At 70.4% G+C, this 25,889-nt stretch carries 25 protein-coding genes; 10 read left to right on the top strand and 15 right to left on the bottom strand.

Going from position 1 to position 25,889, the window contains the following annotated elements; all coding sequences use genetic code 11:
• Nucleotides 1–7: 7 nt before the first annotated feature.
• The 8 genes from EIZ44_RS28380 to EIZ44_RS28345 all read right to left on the bottom strand — a co-directional run bounded on the left by EIZ44_RS28380 (nt 8) and on the right by EIZ44_RS28345 (nt 8,204).
• The gene (locus EIZ44_RS28380) at nt 8–1,573 is read right to left on the bottom strand and encodes an ATP-binding cassette domain-containing protein (RefSeq protein ID WP_134732308.1); all 1,566 of its coding nucleotides are present in this window, start codon (nt 1,571–1,573) and stop codon (nt 8–10) included.
• A complete protein-coding gene (locus tag EIZ44_RS28375) occupies nt 1,570–2,466 on the bottom strand; it encodes an ABC transporter permease (RefSeq protein ID WP_134661523.1) in 897 nt (298 codons plus the stop codon). The genes EIZ44_RS28380 and EIZ44_RS28375 overlap by 4 nt, the downstream gene beginning before the upstream one ends.
• Nucleotides 2,463–3,419, bottom strand: coding sequence for an ABC transporter permease (locus EIZ44_RS28370; RefSeq protein ID WP_037805897.1), 957 nt, complete (start codon nt 3,417–3,419; stop codon nt 2,463–2,465). The genes EIZ44_RS28375 and EIZ44_RS28370 overlap by 4 nt, the downstream gene beginning before the upstream one ends.
• Nucleotides 3,416–5,008, bottom strand: a complete 1,593-nt coding sequence (locus EIZ44_RS28365) for an ABC transporter substrate-binding protein (protein WP_134732306.1) — start codon at nt 5,006–5,008, stop codon at nt 3,416–3,418. The genes EIZ44_RS28370 and EIZ44_RS28365 overlap by 4 nt, the downstream gene beginning before the upstream one ends.
• An 81-nt stretch (nt 5,009–5,089) precedes the next feature.
• On the bottom strand, nt 5,090–5,515 hold the full coding sequence (locus EIZ44_RS28360) for a thioesterase family protein (RefSeq protein WP_037805900.1): 426 nt from the start codon (nt 5,513–5,515) through the stop codon (nt 5,090–5,092).
• On the bottom strand, nt 5,508–6,458 hold the full coding sequence (locus EIZ44_RS28355; RefSeq protein WP_043833188.1) for a 3-hydroxyacyl-CoA dehydrogenase NAD-binding domain-containing protein: 951 nt from the start codon (nt 6,456–6,458) through the stop codon (nt 5,508–5,510). The genes EIZ44_RS28360 and EIZ44_RS28355 overlap by 8 nt, the downstream gene beginning before the upstream one ends.
• Entirely contained in the window at nt 6,451–7,344 is an 894-nt protein-coding gene (locus EIZ44_RS28350; protein ID WP_043833189.1) for a beta-keto acid cleavage family enzyme, read from the bottom strand. The genes EIZ44_RS28355 and EIZ44_RS28350 overlap by 8 nt, the downstream gene beginning before the upstream one ends.
• Nucleotides 7,344–8,204, bottom strand: coding sequence for a TetR/AcrR family transcriptional regulator (locus EIZ44_RS28345; protein ID WP_134732304.1), 861 nt, complete (start codon nt 8,202–8,204; stop codon nt 7,344–7,346). The genes EIZ44_RS28350 and EIZ44_RS28345 overlap by 1 nt, the downstream gene beginning before the upstream one ends.
• A 500-nt stretch (nt 8,205–8,704) precedes the next feature.
• Here EIZ44_RS28345 and EIZ44_RS28340 point away from each other — a divergent pair, with 500 nt between their 5' ends.
• From EIZ44_RS28340 to EIZ44_RS28320, 5 genes are all read left to right on the top strand, one after another.
• Nucleotides 8,705–10,027, top strand: coding sequence for a M20/M25/M40 family metallo-hydrolase (locus EIZ44_RS28340; protein WP_134732302.1), 1,323 nt, complete (start codon nt 8,705–8,707; stop codon nt 10,025–10,027).
• Entirely contained in the window at nt 10,027–10,920 is an 894-nt protein-coding gene (locus EIZ44_RS28335; protein ID WP_037805908.1) for an alpha/beta fold hydrolase, read from the top strand. The genes EIZ44_RS28340 and EIZ44_RS28335 overlap by 1 nt, the downstream gene beginning before the upstream one ends.
• Nucleotides 10,921–10,952: 32 nt before the next feature.
• The gene (locus EIZ44_RS28330; protein ID WP_134661518.1) at nt 10,953–11,555 is read left to right on the top strand and encodes an ArsR/SmtB family transcription factor; all 603 of its coding nucleotides are present in this window, start codon (nt 10,953–10,955) and stop codon (nt 11,553–11,555) included.
• Nucleotides 11,548–12,276, top strand: coding sequence for an SRPBCC family protein (locus EIZ44_RS28325; RefSeq protein WP_134732300.1), 729 nt, complete (start codon nt 11,548–11,550; stop codon nt 12,274–12,276). The genes EIZ44_RS28330 and EIZ44_RS28325 overlap by 8 nt, the downstream gene beginning before the upstream one ends.
• A gap of 70 nt (nt 12,277–12,346) precedes the next feature.
• Complete coding sequence (locus EIZ44_RS28320) at nt 12,347–12,709, top strand: YciI family protein (RefSeq protein ID WP_134732298.1); 363 nt, start codon at nt 12,347–12,349, stop codon at nt 12,707–12,709.
• Between the two features lie 3 nt (nt 12,710–12,712).
• Here EIZ44_RS28320 and EIZ44_RS28315 read toward each other — a convergent pair whose 3' ends face one another.
• The 6 genes from EIZ44_RS28315 to EIZ44_RS28290 all read right to left on the bottom strand — a co-directional run bounded on the left by EIZ44_RS28315 (nt 12,713) and on the right by EIZ44_RS28290 (nt 17,238).
• On the bottom strand, nt 12,713–13,123 hold the full coding sequence (locus EIZ44_RS28315) for a VOC family protein (protein WP_134732296.1): 411 nt from the start codon (nt 13,121–13,123) through the stop codon (nt 12,713–12,715).
• A 10-nt stretch (nt 13,124–13,133) separates the two neighbouring features.
• The gene (locus EIZ44_RS28310) at nt 13,134–14,336 is read right to left on the bottom strand and encodes an RNA polymerase sigma factor (protein ID WP_205673337.1); all 1,203 of its coding nucleotides are present in this window, start codon (nt 14,334–14,336) and stop codon (nt 13,134–13,136) included.
• 6 nt (nt 14,337–14,342) lie between these two features.
• Nucleotides 14,343–14,924, bottom strand: a complete 582-nt coding sequence (locus EIZ44_RS28305; protein WP_134732294.1) for a dihydrofolate reductase family protein — start codon at nt 14,922–14,924, stop codon at nt 14,343–14,345.
• An 18-nt stretch (nt 14,925–14,942) separates the two neighbouring features.
• Nucleotides 14,943–15,167: a DUF5703 family protein gene (locus EIZ44_RS28300; protein ID WP_009078687.1), complete on the bottom strand. Its 225-nt coding sequence runs from the start codon at nt 15,165–15,167 to the stop codon at nt 14,943–14,945.
• Entirely contained in the window at nt 15,164–16,177 is a 1,014-nt protein-coding gene (locus EIZ44_RS28295) for a YncE family protein (RefSeq protein WP_134732292.1), read from the bottom strand. The genes EIZ44_RS28300 and EIZ44_RS28295 overlap by 4 nt, the downstream gene beginning before the upstream one ends.
• Before the next feature lie 98 nt (nt 16,178–16,275).
• Nucleotides 16,276–17,238, bottom strand: a complete 963-nt coding sequence (locus tag EIZ44_RS28290) for an aldo/keto reductase (RefSeq protein WP_037805921.1) — start codon at nt 17,236–17,238, stop codon at nt 16,276–16,278.
• A 161-nt stretch (nt 17,239–17,399) separates the two neighbouring features.
• Here EIZ44_RS28290 and EIZ44_RS28285 point away from each other — a divergent pair, with 161 nt between their 5' ends.
• From EIZ44_RS28285 to EIZ44_RS28275, 3 genes are all read left to right on the top strand, one after another.
• On the top strand, nt 17,400–18,242 hold the full coding sequence (locus tag EIZ44_RS28285) for an undecaprenyl-diphosphate phosphatase (protein ID WP_009078682.1): 843 nt from the start codon (nt 17,400–17,402) through the stop codon (nt 18,240–18,242).
• 29 nt (nt 18,243–18,271) lie between these two features.
• A complete protein-coding gene (locus EIZ44_RS28280; RefSeq protein WP_037805922.1) occupies nt 18,272–18,979 on the top strand; it encodes a histidine phosphatase family protein in 708 nt (235 codons plus the stop codon).
• Nucleotides 18,980–19,070: 91 nt separating this feature from the next.
• Nucleotides 19,071–21,122, top strand: a complete 2,052-nt coding sequence (locus tag EIZ44_RS28275) for a M3 family metallopeptidase (RefSeq protein WP_043833210.1) — start codon at nt 19,071–19,073, stop codon at nt 21,120–21,122.
• A 72-nt stretch (nt 21,123–21,194) separates the two neighbouring features.
• Here the strand turns inward: EIZ44_RS28275 and EIZ44_RS28270 are convergent, their stop codons facing one another.
• Nucleotides 21,195–22,367, bottom strand: a complete 1,173-nt coding sequence (locus tag EIZ44_RS28270) for a serine/threonine-protein kinase (RefSeq protein WP_051728493.1) — start codon at nt 22,365–22,367, stop codon at nt 21,195–21,197.
• Between the two features lie 254 nt (nt 22,368–22,621).
• Between EIZ44_RS28270 and EIZ44_RS28265 the strand changes: the two genes are divergently transcribed.
• Both EIZ44_RS28265 and EIZ44_RS28260 read left to right on the top strand, forming a co-directional pair.
• Nucleotides 22,622–23,872 (top strand): MFS transporter, encoded by a 1,251-nt coding sequence (locus tag EIZ44_RS28265; protein WP_205673336.1) that lies wholly within the window; start codon nt 22,622–22,624, stop codon nt 23,870–23,872.
• Between the two features lie 248 nt (nt 23,873–24,120).
• Nucleotides 24,121–25,839, top strand: coding sequence for a glycosyl hydrolase family 18 protein (locus tag EIZ44_RS28260; protein WP_240691435.1), 1,719 nt, complete (start codon nt 24,121–24,123; stop codon nt 25,837–25,839).
• Nucleotides 25,840–25,889 lie beyond the last annotated feature (50 nt).

The raw sequence follows: 25,889 nt of genomic DNA, 5'->3' as shown, positions 1-25,889 counted from the left end.
CGGCTCCTCACAGCCTCGGCGTCGTAGCGAGAAGTTCGCTGGTGTACTCGTGCGACGGCGAGTTCAGCACCGTCTCGACGGTGCCTTCCTCGACGATCTCGCCGCCGCGCAGGACCGCGATCCGGTCCGCCACCTCCGGGGCGAGGGCGATGTTGTGCGTCACGAACAGCATCGCCATGCCGAGTTCGCGGCGCAGTTCGCCGAGCAGCTCGACGATGGTGGCCTGCACGGAGACGTCCAGCGCGGAGGTGACCTCGTCGCACACCAGGACGTCCGGCGTGGTCACCAGCGCGCGGGCGATCGCGGCGCGCTGCCGTTCGCCGCCGCTGAGCTGGTCCGGCAACCGGTTCGCGAGGTCTTGCCGCAAGCGGACCCGGTCCAGCGTCTCGGCGACGCGTTTCCGGCGCTCGGTGCGGGAGAGAGACGTCAAGCGCACCAACGGAACCTCGATCGACTGCGCGATCGTCTTGCGCGGGTTCAGCGACGAGAACGGGCTCTGGAAGACGTACTGGATCCGCCGCAGTTCGTCGGTGCTGCGCTGCCGGGCCGCCGGAGCCAGCGGAGTGCCTTCGAGCGCGACAGTGCCGGTGAAACCGCGATTGAGCCCGGCGATGCACTGCGACAACGTGGTTTTCCCGGAACCGGACTCGCCGAGCAACATCACGCTTTCCCCGCGCGTCACGGCGAGATCGATGCCGCGCAACACCTTCTGCTGCCCGTAGGACACCTGGATGTCGCGCGCGGCCAGCACCACGTCGTCCGGCGGGGGAGCGGTGGCGGGATCCGCATCGAGGTCGGGCACCGCAGCGAGAAGCCGCTTCGTGTACGCGTGCTTCGGCCGCCGCAACACGTCGTCAGCGACGCCGCATTCGACCAGATCTCCCTGGTACATCACGGCAACGCGGTCCGCGAGCTGCGCCACGACGGCGAGGTCGTGCGTGATGTAGAGCGCCGCGACACCGTGCTCGGACGTCAGCTGCCGGACCGTTTCCAGCACCAGCGCCTGCGTCTTCACATCCAGGCCGGTGGTGGGCTCGTCCAGCACCACGACGCTCGGGCGGCACGCGAACGCCATCGCGATGCCGACCCGCTGCTGCTGCCCGCCGGACAGCTGATGCGGGTATCGCCGCTGGTAGGCCTCGTCGGACGGCAACCCGACCTCGGCGAGCACCTCGGCCACGCGCTCGTCGACGGACCCGGCGTAGCCGTGCGTCTCCAGCACCTCGGCGATCTGCCGGCCGACGCGCAACGCCGGGTTGAGCGACAGCGCCGGGTCCTGCGGGATGTACGCGACCGCGCTGCCCCGCAACTGGCGGCGCACGGCGTCGTCGAGCGTCAGGACGTCGACCGGTTCGCCGTCGCGCGGGTGCAGCAGCACCTGGCCGCCGCCGGCCATCAGCCCGCGGCGGAAATGGCCGAGCGCGGCCAATCCGGCGGTCGTCTTGCCGGAGCCGGATTCCCCGACCAGCGCGAGGACCTCGCCGGGCGCGATCTCGTAGGACACCGAATGCAGCACCGGGCGGCCCGCCGTCGTGCGCACGGCCAGTCCGGTCACCTCCAGAGCGGTCGTCATGCTCGTGCCTCCCGGGTCCGCCCGGCCGCGGCCGAGGCGAGCGAGTCGGCGACGAGGTTCGTGCCGACGGCCAGCACCGCGATCGCGGCGACCGGGAGCAGCACGCCCCACGGCTGCACGACGAGCGCGATCCGGTTCTCGTTGATCATCAGGCCCCAGTCCGCGGCGGGCGGCTGGATGCCGAGCCCGAGGAACGACAGCGAGGCGATGTATCCGATCGAATACGTCAGCCGCAGCCCCAGCTCTACCATGAGCGGGCCGGTGATGTTCGGCAGGATCTCGCGCAGCAGGATCCGGCTGCGCGGCACGGCGTACATCTCGGCCGCGCGGATGTAGTCGTGGTTGCGCACCGAAACCGTGGCCTGCCGGGCGACCCGCGCGGTCCGCGGCGCGTGCGTCAACCCGATGACCAGCACGAGCAGCCAGCCCTTCGGGCCGATCACCGCGATCGCCAGCAGTGCGATGACCAGCTGCGGGAACGACAGCAGCACGTCGTTGCCGCGCATCAGCAGGCTGTCCAGCCAGCCGCCGCCGTACCCGGCGATCATGCCGAGCAGCGCGCCGAGCACGATGCCGAGCGCCGTGGCGAGGACCGCGTACAGCAGCAGGGTGGTGCCGCCCGCCAGGAAGCGGGTGAGGACGTCGCGGCCGAGGCCGTCGGTGCCCATGAGACCGTCCGGTTTGAACGGTTTTCCGGCGAAGTCCGTGGTGGTGTGCCCGGTGATGACCGGGCCGAGCCACGGCCCGAGCAGCGCCACCAGAATGACGACTCCGGCCAGCACGGTGCCGACCTTGGCCTGCGGGAACGCCCAAGCGGTGCGGATCAGCCCGGCCGCGCGCGGCGGCGTCTCCGGAACCGCGGGCACCACCTGTTCTTCTTCGACCGCGGTCATCGCACTGCCTCCGTCCGGAGCTTGGGATCGGCGAGGATGCCGATCACGTCGGCCAGCAGGTTCACCACGATGTAGACGGCCGCGATCAACAGCGTCACCGCCTGGACGACGGCGACGTCGCGCTTGCCGACCGCGTCGATCAGCGCCTGGCCGATCCCGGGGTAGCGGAACAGGAATTCGACCACCACTACGCCGCCGGCCAGCCACGCCAGCTGGATCGCGACGACCTGCGCGACGGGCCCGACCGCGTGCGGCAGGGCGTGCCGCAGCAGCACCGTCCGCTCGCGCATTCCCTTGAGCCGCGCCATTTCCACGTAACCGGAATCGAGGACCTCGCTCATCGTCGCGCGCATCATCCGCGTGATGTACGGCGTCACGACGAGCACGAGCGTGAGCACCGGCAACACGAGCTGACTCGGTTGTGCCCAGACCGCTTCGCCTGGTGGCGTGAGGGTGACGGAAGGCAGGACGCGGAACACCGTTGTCGCGAAGAGGACGATGAGCGCCACGCCGATCACGAACTCCGGCAGCGCGGCGATCACCAGGCTGATGCCGGACACGACCTGGTCGCTGGCGCGGCCGCGGCGCATCGCGGTCCAGGTGCCGAACGCGAGCCCGAGCGGGGTGGCGATCACGGCGGCGAGCACGAGCAGCACGAGCGAGGCCGACACCCGGTCCGCCAGCAGCGTCGTGACCGGGCCCTGGGTCGAGGTCGACGTGCCGAGGTCGCCGGTGAACAGGCCGCCCAGCCACGAGAGATAGCGCTGCCAGACCGGTTCGTCGAGGTGCAGCTGGTGCTGCAGCGCGGCGATCCGCTCCGGAGTGGCCTGCTGGCCGAGGATGGCCCGCGCCGGGTCGCCCGGCAGCAGCAGCGTCGCGACGAACACCAGCAGGGTGACCAGCCACAGCACCACGAGGCTCACGAGCAGCCGTTTGAGGATCAGCCGGGTCATGCCGCGCCTCCTTCCGCCGTGCCGAGCCAGACCTGGCGGAACTGGTAGCCCGACAGCGAGATCCCGGTCCGGTCCGGCACGAATCCGGCCACATAGGACTGGTAGGCGTCGACCTGGTCGACGAACCCCCAGACGATCAGCCCGCCGCGTTCGTACTCGATCCGCTGCGCCCGGTGCAGCAGCTCCGTGCGTGCCTTCGGGTCCACCGTGGCGCTCGCCCGCGTGACGAGATCGGTGAATTCCGGGTCGTTCCAATGGGTTTCGTTGTACGGCGCTTTCGGCAGCGCGCCGGACGCGACCTGCGGCAGGTAGTTGCGCGTGTACCAGAAGTCCTGCGCGAAATCCCAGGACAGGTAGTTCTCGCCGTAGAACGTGGTGGTGTCGATCTTCCGGATCCGCACGTTCACGCCGGCCGCCTTGGCCTGCTGCTGGAACACCTGCGCGGCCTCGACCGCACCGGCCTGGATCGGCGCGGTGACCAGTTCGATGTCGAGATTCGGCTTCCCCGCCTCGGCGAGCAGCCGTTTCGCCTCTGCGATGTTCTGCTTGCGCTGCGGCAGCTGCCGGTTGTAAGCCGGGTCGAAGGGCGCGTACAGGTCGTTGCCGACCCGGCCCTGCCCGCTGAGCACCTGGTTGATCATCTGCTCGCGGTCGACCACCAGGCGCAGCGCCTGGCGCACCCGGACGTCGTCGAACGGCGGCCGGTCGACGCGCATGGTGAACGGCAGCCAGGTCCCGGTTTCCGAGCGCAGCACCTGGATCCGCGGATCGCTGCGGAGCACGTCCACGAGCGCGACCGGGACCTGGTCGATCGCGTCCACCTGGGACGAGAGGAGCGCGTTGATCCGGGCGTCGTCGTCGGCGAAGTTGATGAGCGAGAGCCGGTCCAGGTACGGCTGGCCCGGCCGCCAGTAGTGCTCGTTGCGCACGAAGGTGCTCTGCAGCCCGGCGGTGAAGGTGTCGGCCTTGAACGGGCCGGTGCCGATCGGGCGTTTGACGTCGAAATCGGCCGGGACGATGCCGAGGCTGTACTGCCCGAGCAGGTCGTCGAAGCCGGAATTCGGGGACGTGAGGCGGAATTCGACGGTCCGGTCGCCGGTGGCGGCGACCTCGCCGAGCATGGTCAGCCCGGCCGCGCCGCTCTTCGGGTCCTTCGGGTCGGTGATCCGGCGGAAGGTCGCGACGACGTCGGCCGGGGTCACCGGGCGGCCGTCGTGGAAGCGGATGCCCGACCGCAGCACGGCGGTCCAGGTGCGCGCGTCCGGCGAGGGCTTCAGCGATTCGGCGACCAGCATCTGGAGCCGGTAGTCGTGATCGCGCAGCAGGAGCGGTTCGTAGAGGTTGAGCACCCGGGCGATGTCCGGGTTCGTGGCGGGGATGTGCGGGTCGAGGGTGTCCGACGCGCCTCCGCCGGTGACTCCGACGCGGAGGGTGCCGCCTCGTTTCGGCGGTCCGGAGGGCACTGCCGCGGCGACGGTGGAGCCGCAGGCGGCCAGCAGGGGTGCGGTGCCGGCGAGCGCGGCGCCGGCGAGCGCGGTCGTGAGGAATCGGCGGCGGGAAACGTTGGTCGGTTTACATCGGGCTTCCATGGGTGACTTTCGAGCGGGTGCCGTGCGCGGCGACGCCGGTTCTCATCGGCATCGCCGCGCACGACACGGTGGGGGAGGGGATCAGGCGATGGCGCGTCCCGCGTAGTCCGGGACCGGGGCGAGATGCGTGTCGAGCGCGGTGGCGATTTCGGCGGGGAACGGCGTCGCGCGGCCCCCGGAAACGTGCAGGCACAACAGCTCTTCGGTCGCGACGAGTTCGCCGCCGACCCGCATCTCGTGGCACAGCCGCACCTTTTTCGCGCCGACTGACAGCACGGAGGTGCTCACCTCGAGTTCGGCGTCCGCGCCGACTTCGCGCAGGTACCGGACGTGCGCCTCCACTGTGTACAGCGACGCCCCGGTTCTCTCGCGGTAGCCGGGGCCGAGGCCGACGATGTCCATCAGCGCGGTGGTCGCGTCGCCGAAGACGAGCACGTAGTAGGGCTCGGAGAGGTGCCCGTTGTAGTCGATCCACTCTGGACGGACCCGGTCGCGGTACTCAGCCACGACGGGCCTGCCCCACCGCGCGCTGGATCGCGATGACCGCCCGGTCGCGTTCGGCGATCAGGTCGGCGATGGTCCGCCCGTCCGCCTCGTCGTCGCAACCGGCGACCACGGCGTCGCGCAGGTCCTTGGTGAGTTCGGGCGCTTCGAGCCGGGTCCACGGCGACTTCAGCGACGGTCCGAAGTGGTCCAGCATGTGCGCCATGCCGCCCTCGCCGCCCGCCAGGTGGAACGTCAGCATCGGGCCCTGGATCGGCCAGCGCAGGCCTGGTCCGTCGGTGATCGCGAGGTCGATCTGCTCGACCGTCGCCTCGCCGTTCGCGACCATGTGCAGGGCTTCGCGCCACAGCGCTTCCTGGAGCCGGTTCGCGATGAAGCCCGGCACCTCGCGGTCCATCGTGATCACGGACTTGCCGACGCGCCGGTAGAACGCGGCGGCCTGCTCGACCGCCCACGGCGCGCTGAGCTTCCCGCCCGCGACCTCGACGAGCGGGATCAGGTACGGCGGGTTGAACGGATGCCCGACCACCAGCCGTTCCGGCGTCTTCGCGGCGACCTGCATTTCGGTCATGCCGTAGCCGGAGGTGGAGGAGGCGATCACGACGTCCGGCGCGGTGACGGCGTCGATGTCGGCGAGCAGTTTCTGTTTCAGCGCAAGGTCTTCCGGCGCGCTTTCCTGCACGAAGCCCACGCCGTCGACGGCCTCCGCGAGCGTCGCGGTGACGGTGAGCCGGTCTCGGCTCGCGCCCGGCTTGAGACCCAGTTCAGTCAGAGCGGGCCACGCGGCGTTGACGAGCCGTTCGAGTTTCTCGGCGGCGTCGGGCGCGGGGTCCCAGGCTCGGACGTCGAAGCCCTGGGCGAGGAAATGCGCGACCCAGCCGCCGCCGATGACTCCGGCTCCGATGCACGCGACAGTGTCCACAGTGGTCTCGGTGGTCTCAGGCATGCACGCGCTCCTTCAGCCCCAGGATTTCGCGCGCCCGGTCCGGGGTGGCGATGTCCGCGCCGAGCTTCTGCACGATGTCCACCGCGCGTTCGACGAGCTGGCCGTTGGTGGCCTTGACGCCGCGCGCCAGGTAGAGGTTGTCCTCCAGTCCGACCCGGACGTGCCCGCCCAGCAGCACCGACTGCGCGACCCACGGCATCTGGTCGCGGCCGATGGCGAACGAAGCCCACTGCGCGCCCTCCGGCAGCAGGTGCACCATCGCCTGCAGCAGCCCGGGGTCCGGCGGCGCGCCGTACGGGATGCCCATGCAGAGCTGGAACAGCGGCGGCGGGTCGATCAAGCCTTCTTCGACCATTTTCGTGGCGAACCACAGGTTTCCGGTGTCGAAGATCTCCAGTTCGGGCTTCACACCCAGCTCCTGGATGCGCTTCGCGCCGGTGCGCAGCATGTCCGGAGTGGACACGTAAAGCTGGTTGCCCTCGCCGAAGTTCAGCGAACCGCAGTCGAGGGTGCAGATGTCCGGCAGCAGTTCTTCGACGTGCGGGAGCCGGTCGTGCGCGTTGACCAGGTCGGTGCCGTCGACCGGCTTGAGCGGGTCCTCGGCGTCGATGACCAGGTCGCCGCCCATGCCCGCGGTGAGGTTGACGACGACGTCCACTCCGGACTCTTTGACCAGCCGGACCGCCTCGCGATACAGCGCGACATCCCGCGACGGCGCCCCGGTTTCGGGCTCGCGCACGTGGATGTGCACCACGGCTGCGCCGGCGTTGGCGGCCTCGATGGCGCTCTCGGCGATCTGCGCCGGGCTGACCGGGACGTGCGGGCTCCGGCGGGTGGTGTCCCCCGCGCCGGTGAGCGCGCAGGTGACGATGACCTCGTGGTTCATCAGGCTCCTTGGACGATCGAGCGGTCGATGAAGTCGTTCAGGTGCGCGCGCATCGCGCCCACCGTGCTGCCGGGACGCCCGGTCAGCACCTGGATGCCGAGGCCGTCGATCAGCGCGGTGAGCTGGGCGGTGGCGGCCTCGGGGTCGGCCAGGCGGAACACGCCCTGCTCCTGGCCGGTGCGGATGGTCATGAGAATGGTCTGGTACCAGCGGTCGTAGGAATCGGTGTAGAGCGAACGCAGCCGCGGGTCGAGCGCGACCTCGTTCCAGACCTGCAGCCACACCGACCATTCGGCGCGCAGCAGGCCTTCGGTCGGCAGCTGCAGTTCGACGAGCTTGAGCAGCCGGTCGTGCGCGCCGGGCACGGCGTGCAGCTCGGCGACCTGGCGGTCGAAGGCGAGCTTTACGTTGCGCCGCAAAGCTTCGTCGAGGACTTCGGTTTTGGTGGGGAAGTGGTAGTGGATGGCGGCGGTGCTGGTGCCGCATGCCTGCGCGATGTCGGCGATGCGGACGCGGTGGTAGCCGCGTTCGGCGATGAGCTGCCAGGCGGTCTCCAGGATTCGCCGTCTTGGTTCGGAGTGTGCTGGGTCGTCGGGCTCGCTCGCTGTTCCCGCCGCCGGGGCCGGGACGGCGGTGACGGTTTTGGCGTCGTCGCTGCCGTTGAGCAGCCAGTTCACCGTGACGCCGGAGTATTCGGCGACGCGGACTAGTTCGTGCGGGGAGAAGCGGCGGGTGCCGTTGAGGGCTTTGGAGAGTTTGGTTTGGTCCAGGCCGATGGCGGCGGCGAATTCGCGCTGGGGGACGGGGGTGGACTGGATCAGCTGGCGGACCCGTTCTCTCAGCTGGTCTGTTTCGTCCATGGGCCGTGACGGTAATGGGGGGTTGCGAAAATCGCAACTCTTCTGTCGTGGTTGGTGTAACGGTTCTCAGACTCTGTTGTGTGGCAAGGAGTTGCGATTTTGGGTTGACTGGTGGATCAGTTGGTGTGGTCGGCTCGTCGCCTGGCGGCGACATTGCGCCCGGGGGTTGCGTGGGGCACCCCGAAGCTTGATTGTGCTGACGGTCGGTGGGTGCTTGTCAAGGCGGGAAAGATGCCTTGACAAGCACCCACCGACCGCAGGGAGGCTTCGTATCGGGGTGCGGGGGAGGGGCTGGGTGCCTCGCTCGTTGGGTGCATCGGTGCGGTTGGGGTGGGGGTGGGGCTTGCGCCCCAATGTGGCATTGGGTGCATCCTGCGCACCCAATGTGGCGTTCGGTGCATCTGACGCACCCAATGCCGCATTGGGGGCGCCGCGCCCGGGGAGGGGGTCCAGTCGGCGGGACGGCGGCGTGTTCGCGTGGCGGATGATAGGAATGGCCGGTGACCCAACCGAACTTGATCGACGCCGCCGCGGACGAGGCTGTCACGCTTACCAGCGAGCTGATCCGCATCGACACCACCAATACCGGCGACCCCGAAACCCTCGTGGGCGAGCGGGTCGCGGCTGAGTACGTCGCGGAGAAGCTGACTGACGCAGGGTACGAGATCACCTACGTCGAGTCTGGCGGCAAGGACCGGCACAACGTCATCGTGCGGCTGCCGGGGGCCGACTCCAGCCGCGGGGCGTTGCTGATTCACGGGCACCTCGACGTCGTCCCCGCGGACCCGGCCGAGTGGTCGGTGCATCCGTTCTCCGGTGCGGTCCAGGACGGGTACGTGTGGGGGCGCGGCGCGGTCGACATGAAGGACATGGTCGGCATGACGCTGGCCCTCGCGCGGCACTACAAGATCAACAATATCGTTCCTCCGCGCGACCTCGTGTTCCTGTTCGTCGCGGACGAGGAGGCGGGCGGCAAGTACGGGGCGCAGTGGCTGGTGGAGAACCGGCCCGAGCTGTTCGAGGGCGTCACCGAGGCGATCAGCGAGGTCGGCGGGTTCTCGATCACGTTGAAGGACAACGTCCGCGCGTACGTGATCGAGACGGCCGAGAAGGGCATCCGCTGGATGAAGCTGCGCGTGCGCGGCACGGCGGGCCACGGGTCGATGATCCATCGCGACAACGCGGTCACCAAGTTGTCCGAAGCCGTCGCGAAGCTGGGGCAGCACCAGTTTCCGTTGGTGCTGACCGATTCCGTGCGCGAGTTCCTCGCCGGGGTCACCGAGATCACCGGCTGGGACTTCCCCGAGGACGACCTCGAGGGCGCGGTCGCCAAGCTGGGCAACATCTCCCGGATGATCGGCGCGACCCTGCGCGACACCGCGAACCCGACGATGCTCACCGCGGGCTACAAATCGAACGTGATCCCTTCGGTGGCCGAGGCGGCGGTCGACTGCCGGATCCTGCCGGGCCGGCTCGAGGCGTTCGACCGGGAGCTGGACGAGCTGCTCGGGCCGGACATCGAGAAGGAGTGGATGGAGCTGCCGCCGGTCGAGACGACGTTCGACGGCGCGCTCGTCGACGCCATGACCGCCGCGGTGCTCGCCGAGGACCCGGGCGCGCGCACTCTGCCGTACATGCTCTCCGGCGGCACCGACGCGAAGTCCTTCCAGCAGCTCGGCATCCGCAACTTCGGCTTCGCGCCGCTGAAACTGCCCGCCGACCTGGACTTCTCCGGGCTCTTCCACGGCGTGGACGAACGCGTCCCGGTCGACGCGCTGAAGTTCGGCGTCCGCGTGCTGGACCGGTTCCTCCGCTCCTCCTGATGTCCGGGTTCCGGCTCGCCGACGGCACGCCCCTGCACCTCGTGCGCAGGGGCGATCCGGCGGCGGCCGTGACCGTCGTGCTGCTGCACGGCTACGCGCTCGACCAGCGCAGCTGGGGCCGGATCGCCCCGGTGCTGCCGGACGCGGTCGAACATCCGCTCGCGGTGGTCAGCTACGACCACCGCGGGCACGGCGAATCCGGCCGGGCCGCGCGCGGCACCGCGACGATGGGCCAGCTCGCCGACGACCTCGCCGAGGTGATCGAGCAAGCCGTCCCACACGGACGCGTCGTGCTCGTCGGCCACGACATGGGCGGGCTCGCGGTCATGTCGCTGACCCAGCGGCATCCGGAGCTGTTCGCCGAGCGTGCCGGCGGGCTGGTGCTGCTGTCGACGTCGTCCGGGCGGCTGGCCACCGAGGCGTCGGCCGCGTGGCCCAACGCGCTCGGCAAGCTCGCGCAGGACCTCGAAATGGTGCTGGGCGCGAAGCTGTACGGCGTGTTCCGCGAGCACACCAGCCGCGCGGTGAGCGCGGGGCTGCGCTGGTGGCTGTTCGGCGACGATCCCGACCCGGACCTGGTCGAGCTGACCGTGAAGATGATCCGCGGCAACTGGCCGCACACTGTCGCGCAGTTCCGGCCCGCGCTCGACGCCTACGCCCGCGAAGCCGCGTTGTCGCTGGCCGGCGACCTGCCGGTGACGGCGATCGTGGGGGAGCGGGACCGGATCGTCGCGCCCGCCGACGTCGAGCAGTTCGTGCGCGGGCTGGCCCAGGGCTATGCCGTGGTGCTGCCCGGCGTCGGGCACGTCGTGCCGCTGGAGGCCGCGGCGCAGGTGGTGCCGCGGATCGCCTCGGTGGTGCACGAGGTCTACCGACAACAAAACCTGTCTTGACAATCTGAGTATTCAGCCGCGACGATGGGCGCATGTTTCCCGTTGCGGTGATCGAGGACGCGGCCGCGGCCGAGGTGTCGCTGGACCCGGTCCGGGCCCGGCTGCTCGCCGAACTGGCGCAGCCCGCCTCGGCGACGATGCTGGCCGCCCGCGTCGACCTGCCGAGGCAGAAGGTCAACTACCACCTGCGCGCACTGGAAAAGCACGGCCTCGTGGAGCTGGTCGAGGAACGGCGCAAGGGCAACGTCACGGAACGGATGATGCGGGCGACCGCGGCGTCGTACGTGATCTCGCCGTCCGCGCTCGCGGCCGTGCAGCCCGATCCGGCGCAGTCGCCGGACCGGCTCTCCGCGCGCTGGCTGCTGGCGGTCGCCGGACGGCTGGTGCGCGACGTCGGGATCCTGATCACCGGTGCGGCGAAAGCGAAGAAACGCGTCGCCACCTTCGCGCTCGACGGCGAGGTCCGGTTCGCTTCGGCGGCCGACCGGGCGGCGTTCGCGGAAGAGCTGGCGACGGCGGTGACCACGCTGGTCGGGAAGTACCACGACGAGAAAGCCGAGAACGGCCGAGCGCACCGGGTGGTCCTGGCGGTGCACCCGAGCGTGCCGATGGGGGAGGAAACCGAGCATGGGTAAGGAATTCCGGGAGATCGACGTCGCCGAGGTCCCGGCCGAGCCGGAACAGGTCTGGGCGGCGATCGCGACCGGGCCGGGCATCGACTCGTGGTTCATGGGCCGCAACGAGGTCGAAGGCGGGGTAGGCGGCGCGGTACGCGGGGCATTCGCGGCCTACGAACCGACGCACGCGATCACCGCCTGGGACCCGCCGAACCGGCTGGCCTACGGCGGCGAACCGGATCCGGACGGACGGCGGATCGCTTACGAATTCCTCGTCGAAGGCCGCGAGGGCGGCAGTTCGGTGATCCGTTGTGTCACGAGCGGTTTCTTGCCCGGCGACGACTGGGCCGACGAGTTCGAGGCCATGCAGGCGGGCGGCGCGCTGTTCTTCCGCAACCTGGTGGAATTCGTGCAGCACTTCCCAGGCCGGACGGCGAAACCGGTCACCGCCTTCGGGACGACGGCCGTCGCGGACTGGCCTGCATTGTGGACTGCGCTGGCGAAGGAAGTGGGCGTCGGACAGCTGACGGTCGGCGCGAAAGTCCGGCTGGCCGGTTCGGATGGCGTGGTGTACGCGGTGAACGACCAGACCGTCGGGATTCGTACCGCAGAGGGCCTTTTCTGCTTCATGCAAGGCTTCCGCGGACCACTGGTGGCGACGCACCACATCGTCGCGCCGGACGTCGACGTGGCGGCGGAGGAAGCCAAGTGGACGGAGTGGATGGCCGCGCTCGGCTGAGCCGTGTCGAAAACCGGGGCGGCCCGTTCGTCATCCGGTCGAGAGCGTTTTCCGGCCAGGAGGAGAAACCGTGCAGTACGCGATGCTGATCTGCGGCGACGACCGCGAATGGGCCGCCTTGTCCCCGGCCGACGAGGACGACCAGATGAAGCAGATCTACGCGTGGTTCGAGCGCTGGCAGCCGTCCGGCAAGGTCGGGAACGGCGTCGAACTGCAGCCGCGGGAGACGGCGAGGACGATCCGGGCCGGGGCGAACGGGAAACCGGTGGTCACCGACGGGCCGTACGTGGAGCTGAAGGAGATCGTCGGTTCGGTGATTTTGCTGGAGTGTGCCGACATCGACGAGGCGGTCGAGGTCGCGGCGAGCTGGCCGCTGGGACCGGGCGTGAGCGCGGTGGAGGTCCGGCCGGTGATGAGCCGAGAAGAAGAGTGAGCCTCACTCGCCCGCGTAGCTGCTGAAGGTCCAGACCTGGCCTTCGGGATCGGCGCACGAGTACTCGCGCACCCCGGCCGGGGAATCGTGCACCGGGTTGAGGATTCGCGCGCCGGCGGCCTCGGCCCGGGCCTGGTGGTCGTCGAGCGTGCTGTCCGGCACCCAGACGCACAACGCGTGGCTGGTGCCGCCCAGCGCGAGCGGGCTGTGCATGCCGTACTGGTCGCCCTCGTGGTCCCGGCTGAGGAAGATCAGGCTCGCGCCCGCACGGACCTGGGCGTGCTCGACGCCGTTCCCTGCCTCGACCACGAAATGCGACTCGAATCCGAAGGCCTCGACGAGGAATTCGATCGCGGCTTTCGGATCGGCGTAGGTGAGGTTGGGGTACACGGTCTGCAGCGGAGTGTCGACCATGTGCGTCAGACTAGCCTGCCAAATCGGCTGCGCGCCGCGCCATCAGCTCGCGCTCGGCCGGGTTCGAGGCCAGTTCCAGCGCCCGCTTCGCCGACGTCAGCGCCTCGTCCGGCCGGTCGAGCGCGGCGAGCAGATCGGCCCGGGCTGCGTGCCACAGGTGGTAGCTGGACAGCTGGTCTTCGAGCGCGTCGACCTCGCCGAGCGCCGGAGCCGGGCCGATGGCGTATCGCGTGGCCACCGCCCGGTTCAGCAAAACGACGGGCGACGGGTCCAGTGCGTAAAGCCGGTCGTACATCGCGCGTATGCCCGCCCAGTCGGTCTCCGCGAAACTCCTTGCGACAGCGTGCATCGCGGCGATGCCAGCCCGGGTTTGATAAGGCCCGGGCTGGCCAAGTCGCACCGCCTCGCGCAACCGCAGCACCGCGCGCTGAATCGCCGGACCGTCCCACAGCCGTCGATCCTGCTGCTCCAGCACCACAATCCGCCCCTGTGCGTCGAACCGCGCCGCGACGCGCGCGTGCTGCAGCTCCAGCAACGCGGCCAGCCCGGCGACTTCCGGTTCGCGAGGCAGCGAGTCGGCGAGCTGCCGGGCCAGTTCGACGCCCTCGCGCGCCAATTCCTGCCGCTGCGCCGAATCTCCGCTGGAGAGATAACCCTCGTTGAACACCAAATAGACCACCGCGAGGACAGCGGGCAGCCGGGCGGCGTACTCGTGCGGCCGCGGCGGTTCGAATCCGATGCCGCGTTCCCGCAACAGCCGCTTGGCCCGCGAAAGCCGTTGCGCCATCGTCGGCACCGGCACCAGAAACGCGGCGGCGATCTCGGCGGTGGTCAGCCCGCCCGCGGCGTACAGCGTCAGCGCGACCTGGGCCGGTTCCGGCAAATCCGGGTGGCAGCAAGCGAAAATCATCGCCAGCCGGTCGTCGACGCGCGGCTCCGGAGGCGGTTCCGCCGCTGCCCGGACGGCCTTCTCCTGGCCGACCGCGTCCCGGCGGAGCCGGTCGATCGCCTTGTGCCACCCGGTAGTGACGAGCCATCCGGTGGGACTGGACGGCACTCCTTCGGCGGGCCAGCGTTTGAGCGCCTCGGCGATCGCTTCCGACAGTGCTTCCTCAGCGCGATCGAAGTCGCCGAGCCGACGGCTGAGCGCACCCAGCATGCTGGCGGCGTCGGTGCGCCAGAGGCGCTCGGTCAGCTCGGCGACATCGTTCACGAGGGTTCAGGCGCGGACATACCGCAGCAGGGCGACGCCGCTCTCGAAGGTCCGGCTGTCCGCCATCCGGTAGCTGTCGACGGAGAACCCGGCGTCGAACAGGGGCGCGCCGGAGCCGATGACCACCGGGTACAGCTTCAGGTGCAACTCGTCCACTTCGTCGCGCAGCGCTCCGGCCAGCGCGCCTCCGCCGACGAGCCAGATGTCCTTGCCGTCTTCCTTCTTCAGCTCGCGGATCTTCTCCGCCGGGTCGGTGTTGACCACCTGCACGGCCGGTCCGGGCGCCTCGGTCATCGTGCGGGAGAAGACGTAGTGCCGCAGATGCGTGTACGCGTCCGGAACGCCGAGGTCGACGCCCATCTGGTAGGAAACCCGGCCTTCGACCACCGTGTCGAAATGCCGGTGCGGGACGTCCTCGACGCCGAGCACGGACCGGAGGTGCGTCGGCACCATTTCCGGATACTCGCGCAGCAGCGGCTCGGCGTGGTCGCCCTCGAACTGGAAGACCGAGCCGGTCGGGTCCTCCCGGGTCGGAGCCGCGATGAAGCCGTCGAGCGTGGACGCGACCAGGTAGACCAACTTGCGCATAACGGACAGTCAAGCAGGTCAGGTCGCGAGCCCCGTCGAGTGGTCGGCCGCCGTGCGCTTGCGCCGCAACCAGATGCGGCGCGTCCCGTCGGCGTACAGCCGGACCGTGCGCAGTTCCCAGCCCGCGAACTCCGCGTGGATGGAGAGCTGGATCATCGCCGCGCGCCGGGACACCGCCGGGGGGAGGCGCAGGCGGCGATACTCCCAATCCCCTTCGACCACCGCCTCGTCGACTGTCGTCATGGCTGGATCACCTGGGTCCCTTCTCCGGCGGCCGAGCCGACGAACACACGGCCGCTTTGGTCGTCGACGCCCACCGTGTCCGGCTGGCGCACGGTCGGGAATCGGTACTTCTCGACGGGCTCTCCGCCGCGGACGTCGTAGCCGACGACCTCGTTGCGGGCGGTCAGGGTGACCCACGCCAGGCTGCGCTTCGCGTCGTAGGCGAGGCCGTACGCGCCACCGGGCACCGGGTAGCGCTGGCGGAGGATCAGCGGGTTGGTCGAGAACGCGAGCAGCGCGCCCGCGCGGGCGTCGGTGACCAGGACGCGGCCGTAGGAGTCGGCGACCGCGTTGGCCGCGCCGTCGCCCGCGCGCAGGCCTTCGTCCATGGTCCCGGCCTGCACGTCGACGCTGAACACGGCGGTGCGCAGCCGGTCGAGGACGACGACGCCGTTGCCGGTGTTGACCACGTCGTCGGCGCTGTAGAGCTGACCGGTGATGGTCTTCGCGACCGAGCCGTTCGCCAGCACCTCGACGGCCTTGCGGTCGCGGACCGCGACGAGCGTGTCCGGCCCGTCGGCGACCCCGGCGGCCGGCTGTCCGGCGACCTTCTCGGCGGTCACCTGCCCGCTCGGCAGCGCGACGCGGGCGAGCACGCCCTTGCCCGGGATCCCGGCGAGCGCCTGGCCCCCGGACACGCTGAGCGATTCCGCCGGACCGGGCAGGGCGACGGTCTTCTTCGGCGCACCGAGCGAGGCGAGATCGTAAAGCCGCAGCTCAACGGGCTGCTTGAGGGCGACGACGAGGGTGTGGCTCTGCTGGTCGGCGGCGATCGCCGACACCACCGGCATCGGCAGCACCTGCCCGGCGGGCGGCACCGCGCGGGCGGGGGAGACGGCGGGTTTCGCGGCCGTCGGATTGGCCACGACCTGCAGATTGTCCTTCGGCTGCTCCGAGGACGAGCAGGCGGACAGCGCGAGCGCACCGGCCAGCGGGATCGCGATCCGCGACGCGGCGGTGAGCCGACGCACCTTGAAACCTCCACCAAAGCTCCGGCGAACGGGTCCCTCCAGCATCCTCCAGGAACGCCGACGCGTCACGCCCGTGTCACCGACCCGACACCTGCGGCTCACCGGGTGCCCCGTTCCGGATAGCCGAATTCGATGTCGCTGACGTCGTCCAGCGCACTGCGGATCGCAGGCGGGAGCGTGAGCTCCTCGGCGGCCAGCGACCCGGTGAGCTGGCCGGTGTCGCGCGCGCCGACGACCGGTGCGGCTACCCCTGGCCGGTCCCGGACCCAGGCCAGCGCCACCGCGAGCGGCGACGTGCCGAGCCCTTCGGCGGCGGTCACGACCGCCTGCACGATCCGCGCGGCGCGCTCGGTGCGGTGGTGTTCGACGTATCCGGCGTACTCGGCGGACGCGCCGCGCGAGTCGGCGGGCGTGCCGGTGCGGTACTTCCCGGTGAGGACGCCGCGGCCGAGCGGGGCCCACGGCAGGACGCCGATCCCGTGGTGCGTCGCGGCCGGGACGACTTCGCGTTCGATGCCGCGTTCCAGCAGCGAGTACTCGAACTGCCCGGACACGAGCGGCACTGCGGCGAGCGAGGCGGCGGTGGCGAGCTGCCAGCCCGCGTAGTTGGAGACGCCGACGTAGCGGACCTTGCCGCTCGTCACCGCGTAATCGAGCGCGGAGAGCGTTTCCTCGATCGGAACGCAGGAATCCCACGCGTGCAGCTGCCACAGGTCGATGTGGTCGGTGCGCAGCCGTTGCAGCGACCCTTCGAGCGCGGACAGCAGCGCACCGCGCGAAGCGCCGCCGCCGAACGGGCCGTCGGTGCGGCGGGCGACAGTCTTGGTGGCCAGCACGACGTCCTCGCGCGGCACCAGGTCCGACAGCAGTTCGCCGAGCATCCGCTCGGCCTCGCCGCCGGCGTAGAGGTCGGCGGTGTCCACGAGCGTGCCGCCCGCGTCCACGAACGCGACCAGCTGGCTGGCCGCCTCGTCCGGATCGGTGTCGCCGCCCCACGTCATGGTGCCGAGGGCCATCCGCGATATCCGCAGTCCCGACCGGCCGAGCTGTCGCTTTTCCACGACCGCCGAGCCTAGTGGGCGCGCCCGCCGCGACCCGGGCAAGGTGACCCCGTGTCGGACCGGCGCCCTCGGGGTGGTCCTCAGGAACCACCCGATAGGTTCCCGACCGTGCGAATCGGACTGCGCCCCGTGCGGGCGGGCGAACCGGCGGGAGCGGCCTGATGGGATGGTTCGAGGCCCTGGTCCTGGGGCTGGTGCAGGGGCTCACCGAGTTCCTGCCGATCTCCTCGAGCGCGCACGTGCGGATCGTCGCCGCGCTGGCGGGCTGGGGCGATCCGGGCGCGGCGTTCACCGCGGTCACCCAGATCGGCACCGAGCTCGCGGTGATCCTCTACTTCGGGCCGAAGATCGGCCGGATCCTGCGCGCCTGGTTCTTCTCCCTCTACCGCCCGGACTGGCGGCGCGACCCGGACGCGCGGCTGGGCTGGCTGATCATCGTCGGCTCGCTGCCGATCGTCGTGCTCGGCCTGCTCCTGCAGGACGAGATCGACCGGGCGTTCCGCGACCTGCGGATCACCGCGACGACGCTCATCGTGTTCGGCCTGATCCTGCTGTTCGCCGACCGGACCGCGAAACAGCAGCGGACGCTGGACCACCTGAACGTGCCGCACGGCCTGGCGTACGGCTTCGCGCAGGCGCTCGCGCTGATCCCGGGCGTCTCGCGCTCGGGCGGCACGACGAGCGCCGGCCTGCTGATGGGCTACACCCGCTCGGAAGCCGCGGAGTACTCGTTCCTGCTCGCGGTGCCCGCGGTGTTCGGCTCGGGGCTGTACAAGCTGACCGACATCGGCAAGAACGGCGAGAACGCGCAGTGGGGGCCGACGATCCTGGCCACGCTGGTCGCCTTCGGCGTCGGCTACCTGGTGATCGCGTGGCTGATGGCCTACATCAAGAAGCGCAGCTTCGTGCCCTTCGTGATCTACCGCGTCGTGCTCGGCGTGGTGCTGTTCGGGCTGGTCTTCGGCGGCGTGCTGGACCCGAACGCGGGACCCGCGGGCGGCTGAACCGGCGGATCACCGGTTAGGGTGGCGTCGTGAGTACGGTCATCTTGCTGCGGCACGGGAAGTCCACGGCCAACGGCTCGGGCGTCCTCGCCGGGCGCACGCCGAAGGTCGGGCTGGACGACACCGGCCGGGCACAGGCCGACGCCCTCGTCGAGCGTTTCGCCGGGGTGCCGGTCGCCGAACTGGTCGTGTCGCCGATGCTGCGCTGCAAGCAGACCGTCGCGCCGCTGGCCGCCGCGCAGGGGCTGACGAAGGTCGTCGAGCCGCGGCTGTCCGAAGTGGACTACGGCGAGTGGACCGGCCGGGAACTCAAGAACCTCGTCAAGGAACCGTTGTGGCGCGTGGTGCAGGCGCACCCGTCGGCGGCGGTCTTCCCGGGCGGGGAGGGGCTCGCCGAGATGCAGGCGCGCGCGGTGGCCGCGATCCGCGCGCACGACGCCCGGATCACCGCCGAGCACGGCGACCACGCGGTGTGGGTGGTGTGCAGCCACGGCGACGTGATCAAGTCGATCCTGGCCGACGCGCTGGGCCAGCACCTCGACGCGTTCCAGCGGATCGTCGTGGACCCGGCCGCGGTGTCGGTCGTGCGCTACACCGAAACGCGGCCGTTCGTGCTCCGGGTGAACGAGCACGGCGGCGACCTGGCCGGGATCGTGCCGCCGCCGCCGAAGAAGAAGCGCGGCCGCGGCAAGAAGGCCTCCAGCGACGCCGTCGTGGGCGGAAGCACGGGCCGCTGACGATCGACAGTCCTTCCGTCGGATGCCGGACCCCGTAGGGTGGGCGGCACCACGTGGAGAACCCTGTGGAGAACCAGGAGCGCAAACCCGAATGATTTCCCCGGACAACCCGTTCGCCGTCCCCAGCGACCTGCCCTACGAGCTGCCGCCGTTCGACCGGATCGCCGACGAGCACTACCGGCCCGCCTTCGAAGCCGGGCTCGCCGAGCACGCCGCCGACGTGGAGCGGATCGCCGACGACCCGGCCGAGCCGACCTTCGAGAACACGATCGCGGCGCTGGAGCGAGCGGGTGCGCTGCTGACCCGGGTGTCCGGCACGTTCTTCAACATCTCGAGCTCGAACGCGACCGAAGAGGTCCAGGAGATCCAGGCCGAGCTGGCTCCGAAGCTGGCCGCGCACGAGGACGCGATCCACCTGAACCCGCGGCTGTTCGCCCGCATCGACGCGCTGTACCAGAAGCGTGCGGAGCTGGGCTTGAACGCGGAGGAGCTGCGGCTGCTGGAGCGCCGGTACACCGACTTCAGCCGCGCGGGCGCCGGGCTGCCCGAGGAGGACCAGGCGAAGCTGCGCGCGCTGAACGAGCAGCTTTCGACGCTGCAGACCCGTTTTTCGCAGAACCTGCTGCGGGACACCAACGATCTCGCGGTCGTGCTCGACGACGCCGCGGAGCTGGCCGGGCTCGGCGAAAGCGCGATCGCGGCGGCGGCGCAGACGGCAGCCGAACGCGGTCTCGAGGGCAAGTACGTCCTGACCCTGACGCTGCCCACCGCGCAGGCGGCCGTGGCGTCGCTGGAAAACCGCGCGGTGCGCGAGCGCGTCTTCACCGCTTCGGTGTCGCGGGGCAACCGCGGCAACGAGTACGACAACAACGCCATCGTCGAGGAGATCACCCGGCTGCGGGCCGAGCGGGCCGCGCTGCTGGGCTACCCGAACCACGCGGCGTACGTGATCGCGGACGAGACGGCCAAGACTGTCGAGGCGGCAGGCGGGCTGCTGGAGCGGCTCGCGCCGGTGGCGGTCGCGAACGCGCGCACCGAAGCCGCGGAACTGCAGAAGCTGCTGGAAGCGGACGTGCCGGGCGCGACGCTGCAGCCGTGGGACTGGGCGTTCTACGCGTCGAAGGTGGAACGCGAGCGGTTCCAGCTGGACACCGCGGCGCTGCGGCCGTACTTCGAGCTGGACCGGGTGCTGCACGACGGCGTGTTCGTGGCCGCGAACCGGTTGTACGGCTTGACTTTCACCGAGCGGAACGACCTGCCGAAGTACCACCCGCAGGTGCGGATCTTCGAGGTCTTCGACGCCGACGGCAGCGGGCTCGGCCTGTTCCTGATGGACTACTACACCCGCGACTCCAAGCGCGGCGGCGCGTGGATGAACAACTTCGTGGACCAGTCGCGGCTGCTCGGGCGGCGCACGGTCGTGGTCAACGTGCTGAACGTGACCAAGCCGCGCGAGGGGGAGCCGACCCTGCTTTCGCTCGACGAGGTGCGCACCGCGTTCCACGAGTTCGGGCACGCGCTGCACTCGCTGCTGTCCGGCGTCGAGTTCCCGACGTTCACCGGCACCAACGTGCCGCGCGACTTCGTCGAGTACCCCTCGCAGGTCAACGAGATGTGGATGCTGTGGCCGGAAATCCTGGCCAACTACGCCAAGCACCACGAGACGGGGGAGCCGCTGCCCGCCGGGCAGGTCGAGCTGCTGGAGGCCGCGCAGCAGTACGGCGAAGGCTTCCGCACGACCGAGTACCTCGCCGCGGCGCTGCTCGACCTCGCGTGGCACAAGCTCGGCCCGGACGACCGGGTGGAGGACGTGCAGCGATTCGAGGCCGCGGCGCTGGAAAAGGCAGGCGTGGCACTGGAAAGCGTGCCGCCGCGCTACCGGACGACGTACTTCAACCACGTCTTCTCGGGGGGCTACAGCGCCGGGTACTACTCCTACATCTGGAGCGAGGTGCTCGACGCGGACACCGTCGAGTGGTTCACCGAGAACGGCGGCCTCAAGCGCGAGAACGGCGACCACTTCCGGTCGACCCTGCTGGGCCTCGGCGGCAGCGTCGACCCGATGGAGGCGTTCGCGACCTTCCGCGGCCGCGCACCGGAAATCGAGCCGCTGCTGAAGCGCCGGGGACTCGCGGGCGCGTAAGCTGGGTGTATAACGACCTATACGGCGGGGCTGGGGAGACCGGCCCCGCCGTTGGCGTTTTAGGGGAGAGGTTCAGCCGACGGCGATGTTCGGCAACCACAGCGCGAGCAGCACGGCGAACGTGACGGCACCCGCGCCGATGGCGATCGGCCAGGAGTGCCGGATCGGCCAGGTGCGCGGGCCGACTCCCACGAGGAACGCGATTCCCCCGGCGATCAGTGCCGGGGGAAAGACGGCATCTGCCCGGGTGTCGGCGTGCGTCGCGCCGCTCAGGGTGATCATCGTGACCAGGACGGCCATCGCCACGCCAAAAGCGGACGCGACGGTCCCGGCGATGATTCGCGGCCGGTTCGTCGGCTGCCCCGGCGGCCCAGGTGCCGGATCGACCGGCTGCTGAACGGTCTCCGCCCGGGTTTCGCGCCGCGGCGAGACCGCTTCCGCCGCCAGTTCCCGGGCTTCGGCGAAGGACGGGCGGCGGGCGGGGTCTTTCTCCAGCAGGCGGGTGATCAGCTCGGCCAGCGGACCCGCGCGCCGGGGCGGCGGGGGCTGGTGGAACAGGATCGCGGCCATCGTCGCCTTGGCGGTGTCCCGGGCGAACGGGGAGACGCCCTCGACGGCGTGGTACAGCGTCGCACCCAGGGAGAACAGGTCGCTGACGGCACCGTTGCCGCGGTCTTCGAGCCGTTCCGGGGCGGTGTATTCGACCGAGCCGACGAACATCCCGGTGGAGGTCAGCTGGGTGTCGGCGTCGTGGGCGGCGATCCCGAAATCGGTGAGCAGCACCTCGCCGCGTTCGGTCAGCAGCACGTTGGCGGGCTTGACGTCGCGGTGCGCGATGTCCGCGTCGTGGGCGGCGGCGAGCGCCTCGATCAGCGCCGCCGCGACGGGGGCCGCTTGTGCGGGGGAGAGCGACCCGGCGGCGATACGGTCGGCCAGCGACTGGCCCTCGACCAGGCGCATCACGATCCACGGCACCCCGTCCTCGGCCACGACGTCGTGGACGGCCACGATGTGCGGGTGGTCGCGGAGCCGGGCGGCGTGCCGGGCCTCGCGCTCGGCCCGCTTGAGGCGGCCGGCCCGCTCCGCCTCGCTCGACGACGGCGGCAGCCGCAGCTCCTTCACCGCGACGGCCACGCCGAGGGTTTCGTCCCTGGCCCGCCACACCCGGCCGAAACCGCCGGACCCGAGTTCGCTGATCAGGCGGTAACGGCCGCCGATCACCGCGTCCGGTCGTCCCTCGGCCATGCCCACCGTCCTTCTCCTCGCGCCGTTCGCGGCCACGCCAGCGTAGAGAAGGCAGGCGCGTTCCGGGGGCGAACGGCCGTTTCTTCGCGGCCGAGCGCGCTGACCTGCGCCAAAGCGGAACCCTGCTCCTCGCGCAACCAGCTCTTCGTCGGATCGGCGCAATCCGAGAGCCGACTGTCAGTGGATCCGACGAAGCCGCGGAGGGGGTGCATGACCACACAATGCGGCGTCGCCGAATCAAGGAGGATCCGACGGTGAGCATTCCGAGTTCCGCGCCGGTCGTGCGGCGGACCGAACGGACCACGTTGGCGCTGCTGGTCGGCGTCTTCATCATCGACTACATCGACCGCGTCATGATCGCGGTCGCGCTGCCGCTGATCGGCGCGGAGTTCGGGCTGTCCAAGACCACGCAGGGGCTGGTCGTGTCCGCGTTCGCGATCGCCTACCTGGTCGGGCAGATGCCGGGCGGGCTGCTCGCGGACCGTGTGGGTGCGCGGCCGTTGCTGGTGATCTCGCTGGTGGCCTGGTCGGTGTTCACCGCCGCCACCGGGTTCGCGCCCGGGCTGGTCGTGCTGCTGGTGCTGCGCGCGGCGTTCGGGTTCGCGCAGGCGTTGTTCCCCGGGGCGGCGTTCAAGGCGCTGGCCGAACGCACGACGCAGGAAGGCCGCAGCCGCGGCGCGGGACTGCTGCTGGCGTCCAACTCGGTCGGGGCCGGGCTCGGGCCGCTGCTGGTCGCGCCGCTCGTGGTCGCCGCGGGCTGGCGGCACACGTTCTGGATCGTCGCGGTGGCCGGGCTGATCGTCGGCCTGGCGCTGTGGCGGTTGCTGCCTCCGCCGCTGCCGCGCGAGCTGACCGAACCCGAGGCACGGGTCGCCCCGGTGAAGGTGCCGGTGTCGCAGGTGCTGCGGAACCGGCTGGTGATCCGGTGCGCGGCGATGTTCGCCTGCTTCAACATGCTCGCCTACGGCATGATCACCTGGGTTCCGTCGTACCTGGTCGAGACCAAGGGGCTTTCGCTGGTCGCCGCGGGGATCTCGGCGGCGATCCCGCAGCTGGTGAGCGCGGCGGCGGTGCTGATCGGCGGCTGGCTGATGAGCCGGTACTTCGACCGCCGGCCGCGCTGGCTCGTGGTGCCCGCGCTCGTCGCCGCGGCCGGGGTGCTCGTCGCGATGCTGCTGTCGGATTCGGCGACCGGGTTCACCGTGCTGCAGACCGTCGCGATGTTCATCAGCGGTCTCGCCTCGATCGGCATCGTCGGGCTGCCGCTGCGGGTGCTGCCGCGGGACCTGGTCGGCGCGGGGATGGGCCTGGTCAACACGGGCGGCCAGCTCGCCGGCGTGCTCGCGCCGCTGGTGATGGGCTGGCTCGCGGACCGGTTCGGCTTCGCCGCCGCGTTCGGCTTCCTGGCGGTGTCGACGCTGGCCGCGGCGGCGATTTCGCTGACCACCCGCTCGACCAAGCTCTCGCTCGGCGCGCCGGTCCCGGCGAAGGAGCAGGTGGGCTGAGGCGGGTCTCGCGAGTGCTCATGCCGGTGACAACCGGCATGAGCACTCACGAGCGCCGGGGCTGCGGGCACACCGGACCACTGACCTCGGGTGGCGCCCGACGATCCGACCCGGCCGTTCGGCCGCATTAGTGGTCTAGACCTTGACGGGTGACTGGTCCAGTCCAATTCTGAGAAGGTTCCGGCCGTGCGCCGCCGCCGCACGGCCCCTTTTTCGGCACTGGAGCCCGCATGCGACGAAGAAGTCACTTGTCACGATTGTCCGCTGTCCTGGCCGCCGCGGCGGCTCCGCTCGGAGTGCTGGTCGCCACCGCGGCGCCCGCGCACGCCGCGACCCCGCTGCCGAACCACGTGTTCGCGCCCTACTTCGAGTCCTGGAACGGCCAGAGCCCGGCCGCGATGGCCCAGGAAGCGGGCGTCAAGCACCTGACGATGGCGTTCCTGCAGACCGCGTCCTCGGGTTCGTGCACCGTCCTCTGGAACGGCGACGCCAGCATGCCGGTGTCGGACTCGACGTTCGGCGCGGACTTCCGCACCATCCGCTCGCGCGGCGGGGACGTGATCCCGTCGTTCGGCGGCTACACCGCGGACCACAACGCCACCGAGATCGCCGACAGCTGCACGAACGTCGACCAGATCGCGGCCGCGTACGAATCGCTGATCACCACCTACGACGTGCCGCGCCTGGACATGGACATCGAGGACAACTCGCTGACCAACTCCGCGGGCATCGACCGCCGGAACAAGGCGATCAAGAAGGTCCAGGACTGGGCCGCGGCCAACGGGCGCCAGCTCCAGATCTCCTACACGCTGCCGACCACCACGAGCGGTCTCACCAGTGCGCTGGACGTGCTGCGGAACGCGGTGTCCAACGGGGCCAAGGTCGACGTGGTCAACCTGATGACCTTCGACTACTACGACAACGCCACCCACAACATGGCCCAGGACACCCAGGCGGCGGCGGCCGGGCTGGTCTCGCAGCTGGCGTCGCTGTATCCGGGCAAGACGCAGGAACAGCTGTGGGGGATGGTCGGCATCACCGAGATGCCGGGCATCGACGACTTCGGCGCCGCGGAAACGTTCACCACGGCCGACGCGGTCACCGTCTACAACTGGGCGGTGTCCAAGGGCATCAACATGCTGTCGTTCTGGGCGCTGCAGCGCGACAACGGCACCTGCCCCGGCACCGGCGCACAGGACACCTGCTCCGGCATCCCGCAGGACAAGTGGTACTTCAGCCACACGTTCGCCCCGTTCACCGGCGGAACTCCGGTGCCGGGCAACGACTTCTCGGTGACCGCGAGCCCGGCCTCGGCTTCGGTCGACCCGGGCGGTTCGGCCGCCGGCAAGGTGACCACCGCGGTGACTTCCGGTACGGCGCAACAGGTTTCGCTTTCGGTGAGCGGCGCGCCCGGCGGGGTGACCGCGTCGGTCAGCCCGACGACGGTCAAGGCGGGGGAGAGCGCGAACCTGTCGATCACCACGACCGCGGCGACTCAGCCGGGCGTCTACCCTCTGACGATAACCGGCTCGGTCGCGGGCGGCGGCAGCCACACCGCGACGTACACGTTGACGGTCAACGGAACCAGCCCGACCGGCAGCGTCGTCAACGGCAACTTCGAAACGGGAGCGCTCAGCCCGTGGAGCGGCGGGACGATCGTGTCCTCGCCGGTGCACTCCGGCAGCCACGCGCTGCAGGTGTCGCCGACGGCGTCGACCACCGGGGAAGCGACGCAGAACCTGACGCTCGCGCCGAACCACGCGTACACCCTGACCGCGTGGGTCCAGGGCGGCTACGCCTACGCCGGCGTCCGCGGGGGAGCGACGGCCAGCTCGTGGACCGCCAACTCCAGCTGGACCAAGCTGACCATCCCGTTCACGACCGGCGCGTCCGGCGCGGTGACCTTGTACGTCCACGGCTGGTACGGCCAGAGCGCGATCTACGCGGACGACATCTCCGTCGCCTGATTAGTGTATAACGATCTATACAGCCGGGCGCTGAGCGAAAAATCCGCTCA

This window comes from Amycolatopsis nivea (genome assembly GCF_004522235.1).
Taxonomy (GTDB): Bacteria; Actinomycetota; Actinomycetes; order Mycobacteriales; family Pseudonocardiaceae; genus Amycolatopsis; species Amycolatopsis nivea.
The sequence above is the reverse complement of the archived record's forward strand: the minus strand, read 5'-3'. Positions and strand labels throughout refer to the sequence as shown.